At 66.2% G+C, this 13,961-nt stretch carries 12 protein-coding genes; 11 read left to right on the top strand and 1 reads right to left on the bottom strand.

The genetic code is table 11. The annotated features are described in order from the left end of the window. Positions 1-47: 47 nt before the first annotated feature. Positions 48-704: an outer membrane protein OmpA gene (ompA, locus tag AC3A6G_RS08385; RefSeq protein WP_487859807.1), complete on the bottom strand. Its 657-nt coding sequence runs from the start codon at positions 702-704 to the stop codon at positions 48-50. 225 nt (positions 705-929) lie between these two features. Here ompA and gyrA point away from each other — a divergent pair, with 225 nt between their 5' ends. The 11 genes from gyrA (at position 930) to AC3A6G_RS08330 (ending at position 13,857) form a co-directional block, all read left to right on the top strand. Continuing rightward, entirely contained in the window at positions 930-3,575 is a 2,646-nt protein-coding gene (gyrA, locus tag AC3A6G_RS08380; protein ID WP_487863460.1) for a DNA gyrase subunit A, read from the top strand. Then, entirely contained in the window at positions 3,572-4,168 is a 597-nt protein-coding gene (locus AC3A6G_RS08375; RefSeq protein WP_487873522.1) for a DUF2059 domain-containing protein, read from the top strand. The genes gyrA and AC3A6G_RS08375 overlap by 4 nt, the downstream gene beginning before the upstream one ends. Before the next feature lie 22 nt (positions 4,169-4,190). After that, complete coding sequence (gene serC, locus AC3A6G_RS08370; protein ID WP_487873601.1) at positions 4,191-5,306, top strand: 3-phosphoserine/phosphohydroxythreonine transaminase; 1,116 nt, start codon at positions 4,191-4,193, stop codon at positions 5,304-5,306. Positions 5,307-5,333: 27 nt separating this feature from the next. Continuing rightward, a complete protein-coding gene (gene pheA, locus AC3A6G_RS08365) occupies positions 5,334-6,455 on the top strand; it encodes a prephenate dehydratase (RefSeq protein WP_487859804.1) in 1,122 nt (373 codons plus the stop codon). Between the two features lie 13 nt (positions 6,456-6,468). Next, positions 6,469-7,353 (top strand): prephenate dehydrogenase, encoded by an 885-nt coding sequence (locus AC3A6G_RS08360; RefSeq protein ID WP_487873521.1) that lies wholly within the window; start codon positions 6,469-6,471, stop codon positions 7,351-7,353. A 92-nt stretch (positions 7,354-7,445) separates the two neighbouring features. Further along, on the top strand, positions 7,446-9,458 hold the full coding sequence (locus AC3A6G_RS08355; protein WP_487859802.1) for a bifunctional 3-phosphoshikimate 1-carboxyvinyltransferase/cytidylate kinase: 2,013 nt from the start codon (positions 7,446-7,448) through the stop codon (positions 9,456-9,458). Between the two features lie 229 nt (positions 9,459-9,687). Further along, positions 9,688-11,376: a 30S ribosomal protein S1 gene (gene rpsA, locus AC3A6G_RS08350; protein WP_487859801.1), complete on the top strand. Its 1,689-nt coding sequence runs from the start codon at positions 9,688-9,690 to the stop codon at positions 11,374-11,376. Between the two features lie 36 nt (positions 11,377-11,412). Next, positions 11,413-11,775, top strand: coding sequence for an integration host factor subunit beta (locus AC3A6G_RS08345; protein ID WP_487860051.1), 363 nt, complete (start codon positions 11,413-11,415; stop codon positions 11,773-11,775). A gap of 51 nt (positions 11,776-11,826) precedes the next feature. Further along, the gene (locus AC3A6G_RS08340) at positions 11,827-12,165 is read left to right on the top strand and encodes a LapA family protein (protein WP_487859800.1); all 339 of its coding nucleotides are present in this window, start codon (positions 11,827-11,829) and stop codon (positions 12,163-12,165) included. Then, positions 12,155-13,333 carry a lipopolysaccharide assembly protein LapB gene (lapB, locus tag AC3A6G_RS08335; RefSeq protein ID WP_487873520.1) on the top strand — a complete coding sequence of 393 codons (1,179 nt, stop codon included), beginning with the start codon at positions 12,155-12,157 and terminating at the stop codon, positions 13,331-13,333. Before AC3A6G_RS08340 ends, lapB begins: the two co-directional genes overlap by 11 nt. A gap of 149 nt (positions 13,334-13,482) precedes the next feature. Next, positions 13,483-13,857, top strand: a complete 375-nt coding sequence (locus tag AC3A6G_RS08330) for a ComEA family DNA-binding protein (protein ID WP_487873519.1) — start codon at positions 13,483-13,485, stop codon at positions 13,855-13,857. Positions 13,858-13,961 lie beyond the last annotated feature (104 nt).

Here is a 13,961-nt window from a genome sequence, read left to right as displayed (position 1 = left end):
TAAAAAAACCCCGCCGAAGCGGGGTTCTTTTGAGCGGTTCAATCGAATCAGCGGGTGGCGCGGGTGCCGACCACTTCGATTTCCACGCGACGGTTCTTGGCGCGGCCTTCCTTGGTGCGGTTGTCAGCCACTGGCTGCTTCTCGCCCTTGCCTTCGGTGTAGACGCGGTTGCGTTCGATGCCTTGCGAGACCAGGAAGGCCTTCACGGCTTCGGCGCGGCGCACCGACAGACGCTGGTTGTAGGCGTCCGAACCGATCGAGTCGGTATGGCCCACAGCGATGATCACTTCGAGGTTGACGTCGCGGATCTTCGAAACCAGGTCGGTCAGCTTGGCGCGACCTTCAGGCTTGAGGACCGACTTGTCGAAGTCGAAGAAGGCGTCGGCAGCGAAGGTGACCTTCGAAGCGGCGACTTGCGGTGCAGGCGCAGGAGCGACCGGAGCAGCCGGGGTGGGCGCAACGGCTGCAGGTGCAGCAGGAACCAGAGCACCGTCGCAACCAGCAGCGGCAGTGGCGGGCGTCCAGTTGGCATCGCGCCAGCACAGTTCGTTCGTGCCGTTTTTCCAGACGAGTTCGCCGGTGCCGTTCTGCCAGTTGTCAATGGTAGGGCCGCCATTCGCAGCGGTGACACGGGTCTGCGCGCCGGCGGCAGTGGCGAGCGCAGCGACTGCAAACATCATCGCCACTTTATTCAGTTTCTTCATGGTTCTCCTCTTGGGGAAAAAGCCGCAGCCGCGCTGCGAATCAAGGACGCTTTAAGTGACCACCACCCAAAACGTTGAGGCGATTGTGCCATAGGGTCTTTGGCAAACAGGCCGCTGGGCGCCCCGGAAGCGTAGGACGGAGGCGGAATAGCCGCCTTGTGTTGCGGCGGAGCGACACCCCTCAGAGCGTAAAATTCCGCCTTCTGCCGCCAGCCTCTCGCCTCAATGACCTCCTTCGCCAAAGAAACCCTGCCCATCAGTCTCGAAGAGGAAATGCGCAGCAGCTATCTCGATTACGCCATGAGCGTGATCGTGGGCCGAGCGCTTCCCGACGCGCGGGACGGCCTGAAACCTGTGCATCGGCGCGTGCTCTTCGCGATGCACGAGCTCAACAACGACTGGAACCGCGCCTACAAGAAGTCCGCCCGCATCGTGGGCGACGTGATCGGTAAGTACCACCCGCACGGCGACCAGTCGGTCTACGACACGATCGTGCGGCTGGCGCAGGATTTCTCCATGCGCCACATGCTGGTGGACGGCCAGGGCAACTTCGGGTCTGTGGACGGAGACAACGCGGCCGCAATGCGGTATACGGAAATCCGGCTGGCCAAAATTGCGCACGAAATGCTGTCCGATATCGACAAGGAAACGGTCGATTTTCAGGACAATTACGACGGCTCCGAAAAAGAGCCGAAGGTTCTGCCGAGCAAGGTGCCGAATTTGCTGGTGAATGGCTCCGGCGGTATTGCAGTCGGCATGGCCACCAATATTCCGCCGCACAACCTCAATGAGGTAGTCGACGCCTGTCTGCACCTGCTGCGCCATCCGGAGGCGAGCATCGATGAGCTGATGGAGATCGTGCCGGCGCCCGACTTCCCGACCGCCGGCATCATCTACGGCATCAATGGCGTGCGCGACGGCTACCGCACCGGCCGCGGCAAGGTCGTGATGCGCGCCAAGTGCCACTTCGAGGACATCGACCGCGGCCAGCGCCAGGCGATCATCGTCGACGAGCTCCCCTACCAGGTCAACAAGAAGACGCTGCAGGAGCGCATGGCCGAGCTGGTGCACGAGAAGAAGATCGAGGGCATCAGCCACATCCAGGACGAGTCCGACAAGTCGGGCATGCGCCTGGTGATCGAACTCAAGCGCGGCGAAGTGCCCGAAGTGGTGCTGAACAACCTCTACAAGCAGACGCAGCTGCAGGACACCTTCGGCATCAACATGGTGGCGCTGGTCGACGGCCAGCCCAAGCTCTGCAACCTCAAGGACCTGATCCAGGTCTTCCTGCAGCACCGCCGCGAGGTGGTCACGCGGCGCACCGTGTTCACGCTGCGCAAGGCGCGCGAACGCGGCCACGTGCTCGAGGGCCTGGCGGTGGCGCTCGCCAACATCGACGAGTTCATCTCGATCATCCGCAACGCGCCCACCCCGCCGGTGGCCAAGGCCGAGCTCATGACCCGCAGTTGGGACAGCAAGCTGGTGCGCGAGATGCTCACGCGCACGCGGGCCGACGGCGGCGTGATCAACGCCGACGACTACCGCCCCGAAGGCCTCGAGCGCGAGTTCGGCATGGGCGGCGACGGCCTCTATCGCCTCTCGGAAACCCAGGCGCAGGAGATCCTGCAGATGCGCCTGCAGCGCCTGACCGGCCTCGAGCAGGACAAGATCGTCGCCGAGTACAAGGACGTCATGGCCGAGATCGACGACCTGCTCGACATCCTGTCCAAGCCCGAGCGCGTCTCGGTCATCATTGGCGAGGAACTCGGCGCGATCAAGCAGGAGTTCGGCCAATCGAAGCTCGGCGCGCGCCGCAGTCTGGTCGAGCACAGTGCCTTCGACCTCTCGACCGAAGACCTGATCACGCCCACCGACATGGTGGTCACGCTGTCGCACAGCGGCTACATCAAGAGCCAGCCGCTCCACGAATACCGCGCCCAGAAGCGCGGCGGCCGCGGCAAGCAAGCCACGGTGACCAAGGAAGACGACTGGATCGACCAGCTCTTCATCGCCAACACGCACGACTACATCCTGTGCTTCTCCAACCGCGGCCGCCTGTATTGGCTCAAGGTCTGGGAAGTGCCGGCAGGCTCGCGCGGTTCTCGCGGGCGTCCCATCGTCAACATGTTCCCGCTGCAGGAAGGCGAGAAGATCAACGTCGCGCTCGCGCTCACCGGCGAGAAGCGCAACTTCCCGGCCGACCAGTACGTCTTCATGGCGACTTCGATGGGCACGGTCAAGAAGACCACGCTCGACGAGTTCAACAACCCGCGAAAGGGCGGCATCATCGCGGTGAACCTCGATGAGGGCGACTACCTCATCGGCGCCGCGCTGACCGACGGCAAGCACGACGTGATGCTGTTTAGCGACGGTGGCAAGGCCGTGCGTTTCGACGAGGAAGACGTGCGCCCGCTGGGCCGCAATGCGCGCGGCGTGCGCGGCATGTCGCTCGAGCCAGGCCAGGGCGTGATCGCGATGCTGGTGGCGGAGGACGAGCAGCAGAGCGTGCTGACTGCCACCGAAAATGGTTACGGTAAACGCACAAGCATTACCGAGTACACGCGGCATGGTCGCGGAACCAAAGGCATGATTGCGATTCAACAGAGTGAGCGCAACGGCAAGGTCGTTGCCGCCACCCTCGTGCATGCGGACGACGAGATCATGCTCATCACCGACAAGGGCGTGCTCGTGCGCACCCGTGTTGCCGAAATTCGTGAACTAGGTCGCGCAACGCAGGGCGTCACGCTGATCGGGCTCGACGAAGGCGCAAAACTCAGCGGGCTACAGCGTATCGTCGAGAACGACGCAAACGGCGACATCGAGCCGGACGCGGACGACACTTCCACATCTTCAACGGAGAATCCTCAGTGAAAAAATACAAGCTCGCACTTCTGACGGTCGCACTGGCCGGCAGTTCGATGGCCGCCATGGCCCAGGACAAGGCCGCGCTCATCAAGCAGTTCATCGACGTGCAGCGCCCCGGCATCGAATCGCTCGCGCGTGGCCTGATCGAGCAATCGAGCGCCCCGATCGCGCAGGCCGGCTCGCAGTACCTGCAGACGCAGGTGCCCGAAGCCAAGCGCGAAGCTGCCGCCAAGGCCGCCGACGCCGAGCTCAAGAAGTACTTCGACGAGTCCTATCCGATCGTGCGCGACAAGGCCGTGCAGCTCGCACCTGGCGCGCTGACCCCGATCCTCGAGCAGAACTTCAGCGAAGACGAGCTCAAGCAGCTGCTGGCCTGGATCAACTCGCCGCTCAGCAAGAAGTACCAAGACCTCAATCCGAAGATGCAGACCGCGCTGACCGAGAAGCTCGTGACCGAAACGCGCGCCACCATCGAGCCCAAGATGCGCGCGCTCGACGAGAACGTGGCCAAGGCACTCGGTGCCCCCACGGGCGGCTCGCAAGGCGCGGCGCCCGCCAAGGCCCCGGCCAGGTCCTCGTCTAACAACAACAAGAAGTGACGTGACGCCCCAGCAGCAGCCCATGCCCGCCGGCACGCGCCCGTACAACTTCTCGGCGGGCCCGGCCGCCATGCCGGAGGCGGTGCTGCAACGCGCTGCCGCCGACATGCTCGACTGGCAAGACAGCGGCATGAGCGTGATGGAGATGAGCCATCGAGGCAAGGAGTTCGGCGCCATCTGCACGCAGGCCGAAGCCGACATCCGCCAGCTGCTGGCCGTTCCAGAACACTTCCACATCCTCTTCATGCAGGGTGGCGGGCTCGGCGAAAACGCCATCGTGCCAATGAACCTGTCGCGCGGCACCACCGCCGACTTCGTCATCACGGGCAGCTGGAGCATCAAGTCCCAGAAGGAAGCCCAGCGCTATTGCACCGCGCACGTCGCGGCCAGCAATGCCGGCGACCAGCACACGCGCCTGCCCGATCCTGCAACCTGGCAACTCGGCAACGATGCCTCGTACGTGCACGTCTGCACCAACGAGACCATCAACGGCGTCGAATTCCACGAACTTCCCGATCTCGCAGCGCTCGGCAGCAGCGCGCCGCTGGTGATCGACTTCTCCTCGCACGTCGCATCGCGCAGCGTCGACTGGCGCCGCGTCGGCCTCGCCTTCGGCGGTGCGCAGAAAAACCTCGGCCCGGCCGGGCTCACGCTCGTGATCGTGCGTGACGACCTGCTCGGCCGTGCGCTCGAGATCTGCCCGAGCGCGTTCAACTACAAGACCGTGGCCGACAACAAGTCCATGTACAACACCCCGCCGACCTGGGGCATCTACATGGCAGGGCTCACGTTCCAGTGGCTCCTGCAGCAGACCGAAGGCACGCTGAGCGGGGTGGCCGCCATGGAGCAGCGCAACATCGCCAAGGCGAAGCTGCTGTACGACTTCATCGACGCCTCCTCGTTCTACGTCAACAGGATCGATCCGGGCTGCCGGTCACGCATGAACGTGCCGTTCTTCCTGCAGGACGAAAGCCGCAACGACGCCTTTCTGGCAGGTGCGCGCGAAGCGGGCCTGCTGCAGCTCAAGGGCCACAAGTCGGTGGGCGGCATGCGCGCGAGCATCTACAACGCGATGCCGCTCGAAGGCGTGCAGGCACTCGTGGGCTACATGCGAGAATTCGAGCGATCGCATGCCTAGGGGCATGCCCAGCCGCTGCTCGCCACGATGACCGCCTCCGCACCCACACCGCCCTCTTCCCCCGAAAATTCCGACAGCCTGTCTGATCTGCGTGTGCAGATCGATTCGCTCGACCAGCAACTGCTCGCCCTGCTCAACGAGCGCGCCCATGTGGCCGAACAGGTCGGCGAGGTCAAGAAGCGCGAAGGCACCCCGTTCTTTCGCCCCGACCGCGTGGCGCAGGTCATCGAGAAGATGCAGAAGAGCAACGGCGGTCCGCTCAAGGACCTGCACGTGGCCGCCATCTGGCGCGAGATCATGTCGGCCTGCCTGGCACTCGAATCGCCGCAGCGCGTGGCCGTGCTCGGGCCCGAAGGCACCTTCTGCGAACAGGCCGCGATCGAATACTTCGGCGGTGCCGCCGACCTGGTCTATTGCGCCAGCTTCGACGAGGTGTTCCACGCCACGGCCGCAGGCAGCGCCCAGTACGGCGTGGTCGGGGTCGAAAACTCCACCGAAGGCGTGGTCACGCGCTCGCTCGACCTGTTCCTGCACTCGCCCACCCATGTGGTCGGCGAAGTCAGCCTGCTCGTGCGCCATCATCTGCTGCGCACCAGCAACACGCTCGAGGGCGTCGAGGCCGTGCTGGCCCATCCGCAGGCGCTCGCGCAGTGCCAGACCTGGCTCTCGAAGCACCTGCCGAATGCCGAACGGCGCGCCGTCTCGAGCAACGCCGAAGGCGCCCGGCTCGCCGCATCGAACCCGGCATGGGCCGCTCTGGCGGGCGAGCGGGCGGCCACGCGCTTCGGCCTGCACATCGTCGCGCACGCTATCCAGGACGACTCGTACAACCGCACCCGCTTCTCGGTGATCTGCCTGCCGCAGACGCTCGCCATGCCGCCTGCATCGGGGCGCGACTGCACCAGCCTGATCGTCTCGGTGCCCAACCGACCGGGCGCCGTGCACGACCTGCTCGTGCCGCTCAAGGTCAACAACGTCTCGATGACCCGCTTCGAGTCACGGCCCGCGCGTACCGGCCAGTGGGAGTACTACTTCTACATCGACCTCGATGGCCATCCTTCGCAGCCCAACGTGGCGGCGGCGCTGGCCGAGCTTCGCGGCCTCTGCGCTTTCTACAAGGTGCTCGGCGCCTATCCCGTCAAAGCCTGACCGGACGCGCACCATGTTCGAGCAATTGGGATTGATCGGCTGCGGGCTCATCGGCGGCTCCTTCGCGCTCGCGCTCAAGCGCGCCCGGCTGGTGAAGCGCGTGGTGGGCTACAGCAAGTCGCCGTCCACCACCGAGCGGGCGCGCCAACTCGGCGTGATCGACGTCGCCGCGCCGTCAGCGCTGCTGTCGGTCTCGGGCTCCGACCTCGTGCTGCTGGCGGTGCCGGTGGCGGCGTCCGAGGCCACATTCAAGGCCATCCGCCACGGCCTTTCTAGCGACACGCTCATCATGGACGTGGGTTCAACCAAGGGCGACGTGATCGAGGCCGCGCGCCATGGCCTGCAGAACCACTTCGCGAATTTCGTTCCGGCGCATCCGATCGCGGGCAAGGAAGTGTCGGGCGTCGAGCATGCCGAGGCCTCGCTCTTCACGGGCCGCAAGGTGGTGCTGACGCCGGTCAAGGCCACGCTGCGCTCGAACGTGCAGCGCGCCTCGCAACTCTGGAGCGGCATCGGCGCCAACGTGCTCACCATGACCCATGAGGAGCACGACAGCGCCTTCGCGGCCGTGAGCCACCTGCCGCATCTGCTGGCCTTTGCCTACACCAACGCCCTGCTCTCCCAGCCGCAGGGCGACCGTTTCCTCCGTCTCGCGGGTCCCGGGTTCCGAGATTTTTCTCGCATCGCGGCCAGCGACCCGGTCATGTGGCGCGATGTGCTGCTCGCCAACCGCGAGCAGGTGCTGCAGCAGTCGCAGGCCTTCCGCCAGGCACTGCTCGATCTGGAGGCGCTGATGGCCGCGGCCGACGGCAACGCGCTGGAGCAGGCGATTGCAATGGCCAGCAAGGCCCGCGCGGCCTGGCAGCCGGGCAGCGACACCTCCGCCCTGGACGCCTGAAATGAAACTGCCCCCACGCTCATCGCTTTGCGTATCGCTGCCCCCCGAGGGGGCGCGTCAGCGGCTTCGGGCGGCCGGGGGGCGCCACTGACATGTTTTCGACCGCCTTCCTCGACCTACCCGCCCTCGTGTCCGCCGCCGGCACGGTGCAGCTGCCGGGCTCCAAGAGCATTTCGAACCGCGTGCTGCTGCTGGCTGCACTCGCGAACGGCACCACCACCGTTCACGACCTGCTCGACTCGGACGACACCCGCGTGATGCTCGATGCGCTGCGCGCGCTCGGCTGCGGCGTCGAGGCCTCGGGCAAGGCGCTGCGCATCACCGGCATCGGCGGCCAGTTCCAATCCGGCGGCGCGCTGTTGTCGCTTTTCCTGGGCAACGCGGGCACCGCGATGCGGCCGCTGACCGCAGCGCTGTCGCTGCTCGGCGGCGACTTCGAACTCAGCGGCGTGCCGCGCATGCACGAGCGCCCGATCGGCGACCTCGTCGATGCGCTGACCCAGCTCGGCTGCCGCATCGACTACCTCGGCAACCCCGGCTATCCGCCGCTGCGCATCCACCCGGTCGACCGCGACGCGCTGGTGCTCGATGCGCCGATCCGCGTGCGCGGCGACGTGTCGAGCCAGTTCCTCACGGCGCTGCTGCTCGCACTCCCACTGGCGGCGGAACGCGATGTCGTGATCGAAGTGGTCGGCGAACTCATCTCCAAACCCTACATCGAGATCACGCTGAACCTGCTGGCGCGCTTCGGCATCGCGGTGCAGCGCGACAACTGGGAACGCTTCACCATTCCCGCGGGCAGCAGCTACCGCTCGCCCGGCGACATCCACGTCGAGGCCGACGCCTCGTCGGCCAGCTATTTCATCGGCCTTGGCGCGATCGCCACGGGCGATGCCGGCGCCAGCGGCATCCGCATCGAAGGCGTGGGTGCCGACTCGATCCAGGGCGACATCCGTTTCATCGACGCCGCCCGCCAGATGGGCGCGCAGGTCGACAGCGGGCCCAACTGGCTCGAAGTCCGGCGCGGCGCGTGGCCGCTCAAGGCCATCGACCTCGACGCGAACCACATCCCCGATGCCGCCATGACGCTCGCGGTGATGGCGCTCTACGCCGATGGCCCAAGCACCCTGCGCAACATCGCGAGCTGGCGGGTCAAGGAAACCGACCGCATCGAGGCCATGGCCAACGAGTTGCGCAAGCTCGGCGCCACGGTCGAGTCCGGCCCCGACTTCCTCCGCGTGCATCCGCTGGCTGCGGCGCTCTGGCGGCCGGCGAGCATCCGCACCTACGACGACCATCGCGTGGCGATGTGCTTCTCGCTCGCGGCGTTCAATCCGGCCGGCCTGCCGGTCCGCATTCTCGAGCCGCACTGCGTCGCCAAGACCTTTCCCGACTACTTCGAGACCCTGTTCTCGGTCGCACGGGCCGCGGAGATCCCGGTGATCTGCATCGACGGCCCCACGGCGTCGGGCAAGGGCACGCTCGCGGCAGAGGTCGCGCGCCTGCTGGGCTACCACTACCTCGATTCGGGATCGCTCTACCGCGTGACCGGCCTCGCCATGCGGCGCGCCGGGCTCGAGGCCGAGCCGGCGCAAGAGGCGCGCATCGCCGCACTCGCGAGCACCCTGCCGCTGCACTTCGCCGAGGGCAAGGTGCTGCTCGGCGGCGAGGACGTGAGCGACGAGATCCGCACCGAAGCCGCGGGCATGGACGCCTCGCGCGTCTCGACGCTGCCGGCCGTGCGCGAGGCGCTGCTGGGCCTGCAGCAGCGCTTCCGGCAGCTGCCGGGCCTGGTCGCCGACGGGCGCGACATGGGCACCGTGATCTTTCCCAACGCGGCGCTCAAGGTCTTTCTCACCGCCAGCGCCGCCCAGCGCGCCGAGCGGCGGCATAAGCAGTTGATTTCAAAGGGTATTTCGACTACACTCGACAGTCTTCGCTCCGACCTGGAGGCGCGCGACGCCAGGGATTCGTCCCGCAGCGTGGCCCCTCTGAAGCCGGCGCACGACGCCCGCCACCTCGACAACTCCCAGCTGTCCATCGCGCAATCGATCGATCAGGTGTTGGCATGGTGGCAGCAGATCCAGCCGTTCGAGCCCACTTGAACGACTGAACCGACGGCCTTTCAAGCCCGCTTGAAAGGCTCGCGCCAGCCGGGTTCCGGATGGCGCCCACCGCTCCGGCAGGCTCTTCTCGCGCGACAGCGCACTGGCCCGCCGGGATGTTCAACCAACCGGGCAACCGCCCAAACAACCGCCGTCTACAGACCTCAGCGCAGTCGCACGCAATTCCGCATGAGCGCCTGCCAACCCTGCCTGACGGAAGGAACCATCAATGTCTGAATCTTTTGCCGATCTGTTCGAAGAGTCCCTGAAGCGTTCTGAAATGCGCACCGGCGAGGTCATCACGGCCGAAGTCGTGCGCGTCGAGCACAACCACGTCGTCGTCAACGCCGGTCTCAAGTCCGAAGCGTATGTGCCGATCGAGGAGTTCAAGAACGACAAGGGCGAACTCGAAGTCCAGGCCGGCGATTTCGTTTCCGTTGCCATCGGCAGCGTCGAAAACGGCTACGGCGACACCATCCTGTCGCGCGACACCGCCAAGCGCCTCGCTTCGTGGCTCGCGCTCGAGAAGGCCCTGGAATCAGGCGACTTCGTCACCGGCACCACCAGCGGCAAGGTGAAGGGCGGCCTCACGGTGCTCGTCAACGGCATCCGCGCGTTCCTGCCGGGTTCGCTGATCGACACGCGTCCGATCAAGGACCTGACCCCCTACGAGAACAAGACCCTCGAATTCAAGGTCATCAAGCTCGACCGCAAGCGCAACAACGTCGTGCTGTCGCGCCGTGCCGTGGTCGAAGCCAGCATGGGCGAAGAGCGCGCCAAGCTGATGGAAACGCTGAAGGAAGGCGCAGTCGTGCGCGGTGTGGTCAAGAACATCACCGAATACGGCGCGTTCGTGGACCTCGGCGGCATCGACGGCCTGCTGCACATCACCGACATGGCATGGCGCCGTGTCCGCCACCCGAGCGAAGTCGTTCAGGCCGGCCAGGAAATCACCGCCAAGATCCTCAAGTTCGACACCGAGAAGAACCGTGTCTCGTTGGGTCTGAAGCAAATGGGCGACGACCCGTGGATGGGCGTTTCGCGCCGCTACCCGCAGTCGACCCGCCTGTTCGGCAAGGTCACGAACATCGCCGACTACGGCGCGTTCGTCGAACTCGAGCCCGGCATCGAAGGCCTGGTGCACGTCTCCGAAATGGACTGGACCAACAAGAACATCGCTCCGAACAAGATCGTCTCGCTGGGCGACGAAGTCGAAGTCATGGTCCTCGAGATCGACGAAGAGAAGCGCCGCATCAGCCTGGGCATGAAGCAGTGCAAGGCCAATCCGTGGCAGGAATTCGCGCAGAACACCAAGCGCGGCGACCGCGTCAAGGGCCCGATCAAGTCGATCACCGACTTCGGCGTTTTCGTGGGCCTGGCTGCCGGCATCGACGGCCTGGTGCACCTGTCCGACCTCTCGTGGAACGAAGCCGGCGAAACCGCCGTTCGCAATTACAAGAAGGGCCAGGAAGTCGAAGCGATCGTGCTGGCCGTCGACGTCGACCGCGAGCGCATCAGCCTGGGCATCAAGCAGCTCGACGGCGACCCGTTCACCACGTTCACCACGGTGAACGACAAGGGCCAGATCGTGACCGGCAAGGTCAAGACCGTGGACGCCCGCGGCGCTGAAATCGACCTCGGCGAAGACATCATCGGCTACCTCCGTGCTTCGGAAATCTCGCGCGATCGCGTCGAAGATGCCCGCAACGTGCTGAAGGAAGGCGACGAAGTCACCGCCATCGTCGTGAACGTGGATCGCAAGACCCGCAACATCCAGCTGTCGATCAAGCAGAAGGACATGGTCGACGAGCAAGGCGCCATGGCCAACCTGAGCCAGCAGTCGTCACGCGAGAACGCGGGCACGACGAGCCTGGGCGCCCTGCTGCGCGCCAAGCTGGACAACAACGACAGCAAGTAAGTCGAGTCCGAAGACAGAGCAGGCCCTGGGGCCGCTCTGTCTTTTTTTTCGTCCCCGTTTTTTGCCCGGCCTATGACCCGCTCCGATCTTGTCGAAGAACTCGCAGCCCGCTTTGCGCAGCTGACGCACCGCGATGCCGAATACGCCGTCAAGACCATCCTCGACGCGATGAGCGACGCGCTGGTTCGCGGCCACCGCATCGAGATCCGCGGTTTCGGCAGCTTTTCCGTCACGCGGCGTCCGCCGCGCATCGGGCGCAATCCGCGCTCGGGCGAGAGCGTGCAGATTCCCGAGAAGCGGGTGCCGCACTTCAAGCCCGGCAAGGCCCTGCGTGAGGCCGTCGATGCACGCACCGCCGAACTCGGCACCAGCGCGCTGCCTCCCGACCGGAAGCCCTGAGCCGCACATGGCGGCGGCAACCGTAAAATGCCCCCGGCAACGGGAATGGCTATGAAATACATCCTGTGGCTGCTCAAGGCAGCCATTTTTTTTACGCTCTTCGCTTTCGCGCTGAACAACCAGCACGACGCCACGGTGTACTTCTTCTTCGGCACGCACTGGCGCGCGCCGCTGGTGCTGGTCGTGCTCGCGGCCTTCGCGGGCGGCCTCGTGGTCGGTGCGCTCGGCATGCTGCCGGGCTGGTGGAAGCATCGCGCCGCCGCGGCGGCGCAGCCGGCTTCCGCCGCGCCGCAGGTCCAGCCCATGCCGGGCCCGCCCGCCACGGCGCCCGCGCCGGCGCCATCCCTCTCCGCCACCGACCTCCCGGCCGCACGTCAACATGGACTTTGATCCCAGCTGGCTGCTGATCAGCCTGCCCGTCGCCTTCGTGCTGGGCTGGCTCGCATCGCGCTTCGACCTCCGGCAGCTCAAGCTCGAGAACCGGCAGGCGCCCAAGGCCTACTTCCGCGGCCTCAACTTCCTGTTGAACGAGCAGCAGGACCAGGCCATCGATGCCTTCATCGAAGCCGTGCAGAACGACCCCGACACGCAGGAGCTGCACTTCGCGCTCGGCAACCTGTTTCGCCGGCGCGGCGAATACCAGCGCGCGGTGCGGGTGCACGAACATCTGCTCGGCCGCGGCGACCTGAGCCGCGCCGACCGCGAGCGCGCGCAGCATGCGCTGTCGCAGGACTTTCTGCGCGCCGGGCTGCTCGACCGCGCCGAGGCCGCGCTGCAGAAGCTCGAAGGCACGCGTTACGAGAATGAAGCACGGCTCGCCCTGCTGGCCATCTACGAGCGTTCGCGCGAATGGACGCAGGCGGCCGATGTGGCGCGCAAGCTCGACGAGTCCGACCAGGCGAGCTACAGCACGCGCCGCGCGCACCACCTCTGCGAGCAGGCTGCCGAGCAGGCGGCGGCAGGCGACCTCGCCGCGGCCGCCCGCCTGCTCGACGAAGCCGTGGCACAGGCGCCGCAGGCGCCGCGCCCCGCCATCGACACCGCCACGCTGCAATTGCGCAATGGCGATGCGACTGCGGCCTTCGACACGCTGCTGGCGCTCGGCGAAACCGCGCCGCTCGCACTACCGCTCTATGCCGCCACGCTGCAGCAGGCGGCCGTCGCGGCGCACCGCGAGTCCGAGGCGCTGGCACTGCTGCAACGGCGCTATGCCGAGTCACCCTCGATCGACGTGCTCGAGGCGCTGATCGCACTCGGCGGTGCGCCCCATGCGGCCACGCCGGCCGCCGACGACCAGCCGCTCGCGCCACGCGACGGCTACATCGCGCACCTGGCACAACAACCCTCGCTCGTGGCCGCATCGCGCTGGCTTGCCGGCGAACGCTTCGAGCACGAGCAATTCCATCCGCAGGTCCAGCGCGCGCTCGACCAGGCCACGCGGCCCTTGATGCGCTACCGCTGCGCCGCCTGCGGCTTCGAGGCGCACCAGTACTTCTGGCACTGCCCCGGATGCCAGGCCTGGGACAGTTATCCCCCGCGCCGCGTCGAGGAACTCTGAGCCACATTCCGACCACGGTTGGGGACAATGGTCACCTGGGCGGCTGCCAGCCACAGCGCCGTCAACGCAGATCTTCCTGGGCCGTTGAACGCGCGCCGGCACCTCTGCCGGCGAGAAGTTCGATCAACCATCAGGGAGTTCAAAAAATCATGCTGAAGAAAATCTTCGCCGCACTGGCGATGCTGTGTGCCGCCGCTTCGTTCGCCGCGGTCGACGTCAACAAGGCCACGGCGGCCGATCTCGATGGCATCAAGGGCGTGGGCCCGGCCATGTCGACGCGCATCCTCGATGCACGCAAGCAGGGCGAGTTCAAGGACTGGGCCGACCTGATGCAGCGCGTCAAGGGCGTGAAGGACAAGACCGCCGAAAAGCTCTCGGGCGAAGGGCTCACGGTCAACGGCAAGGCCTTCAGCGCACCAGCGGCCGCGCCGGCGACCGCACCCGCGGCAACCCCGCCCGCGAGCATGGCGAAGCCGGCTGCCGCGTCGGCCGAGGCCAAGCCTGCGAAGCCAGCCAAGCCTTGAGCCCACCGCAGCAGCCGCTGCGAACCGAGCCGCCCTCCGGGGCGGCTTTTTCATGCCCGGCCGCACGGCGCGCCAGCGCGCACATGGCATCGCGTGGCAGGGAA

The sequence above is a fragment of the Variovorax sp. Soil_C_26 genome (assembly GCF_057657075.1).
Note: the sequence above shows the minus strand (reverse complement) of the source record. Positions and strands in the feature narration are given on the sequence as shown.

Bases quoted from the DNA above. Each gene is read 5' to 3' on its own strand.
- ompA (WP_487859807.1), bottom strand. From the start codon at position 704: ATGAAGAAACTGAATAAAGTGGCGATGATGTTTGCAGTCGCTGCGCTC.
- gyrA (WP_487863460.1), top strand. From the start codon at position 930: ATGACCTCCTTCGCCAAAGAAACCCTGCCCATCAGTCTCGAAGAGGAA.
- serC (WP_487873601.1), top strand. From the start codon at position 4,191: ATGCCCGCCGGCACGCGCCCGTACAACTTCTCGGCGGGCCCGGCCGCC.
- pheA (WP_487859804.1), top strand. From the start codon at position 5,334: ATGACCGCCTCCGCACCCACACCGCCCTCTTCCCCCGAAAATTCCGAC.
- AC3A6G_RS08360 (WP_487873521.1), top strand. From the start codon at position 6,469: ATGTTCGAGCAATTGGGATTGATCGGCTGCGGGCTCATCGGCGGCTCC.
- AC3A6G_RS08355 (WP_487859802.1), top strand. From the start codon at position 7,446: ATGTTTTCGACCGCCTTCCTCGACCTACCCGCCCTCGTGTCCGCCGCC.
- rpsA (WP_487859801.1), top strand. From the start codon at position 9,688: ATGTCTGAATCTTTTGCCGATCTGTTCGAAGAGTCCCTGAAGCGTTCT.
- AC3A6G_RS08340 (WP_487859800.1), top strand. From the start codon at position 11,827: ATGAAATACATCCTGTGGCTGCTCAAGGCAGCCATTTTTTTTACGCTC.
- lapB (WP_487873520.1), top strand. From the start codon at position 12,155: ATGGACTTTGATCCCAGCTGGCTGCTGATCAGCCTGCCCGTCGCCTTC.
- AC3A6G_RS08330 (WP_487873519.1), top strand. From the start codon at position 13,483: ATGCTGAAGAAAATCTTCGCCGCACTGGCGATGCTGTGTGCCGCCGCT.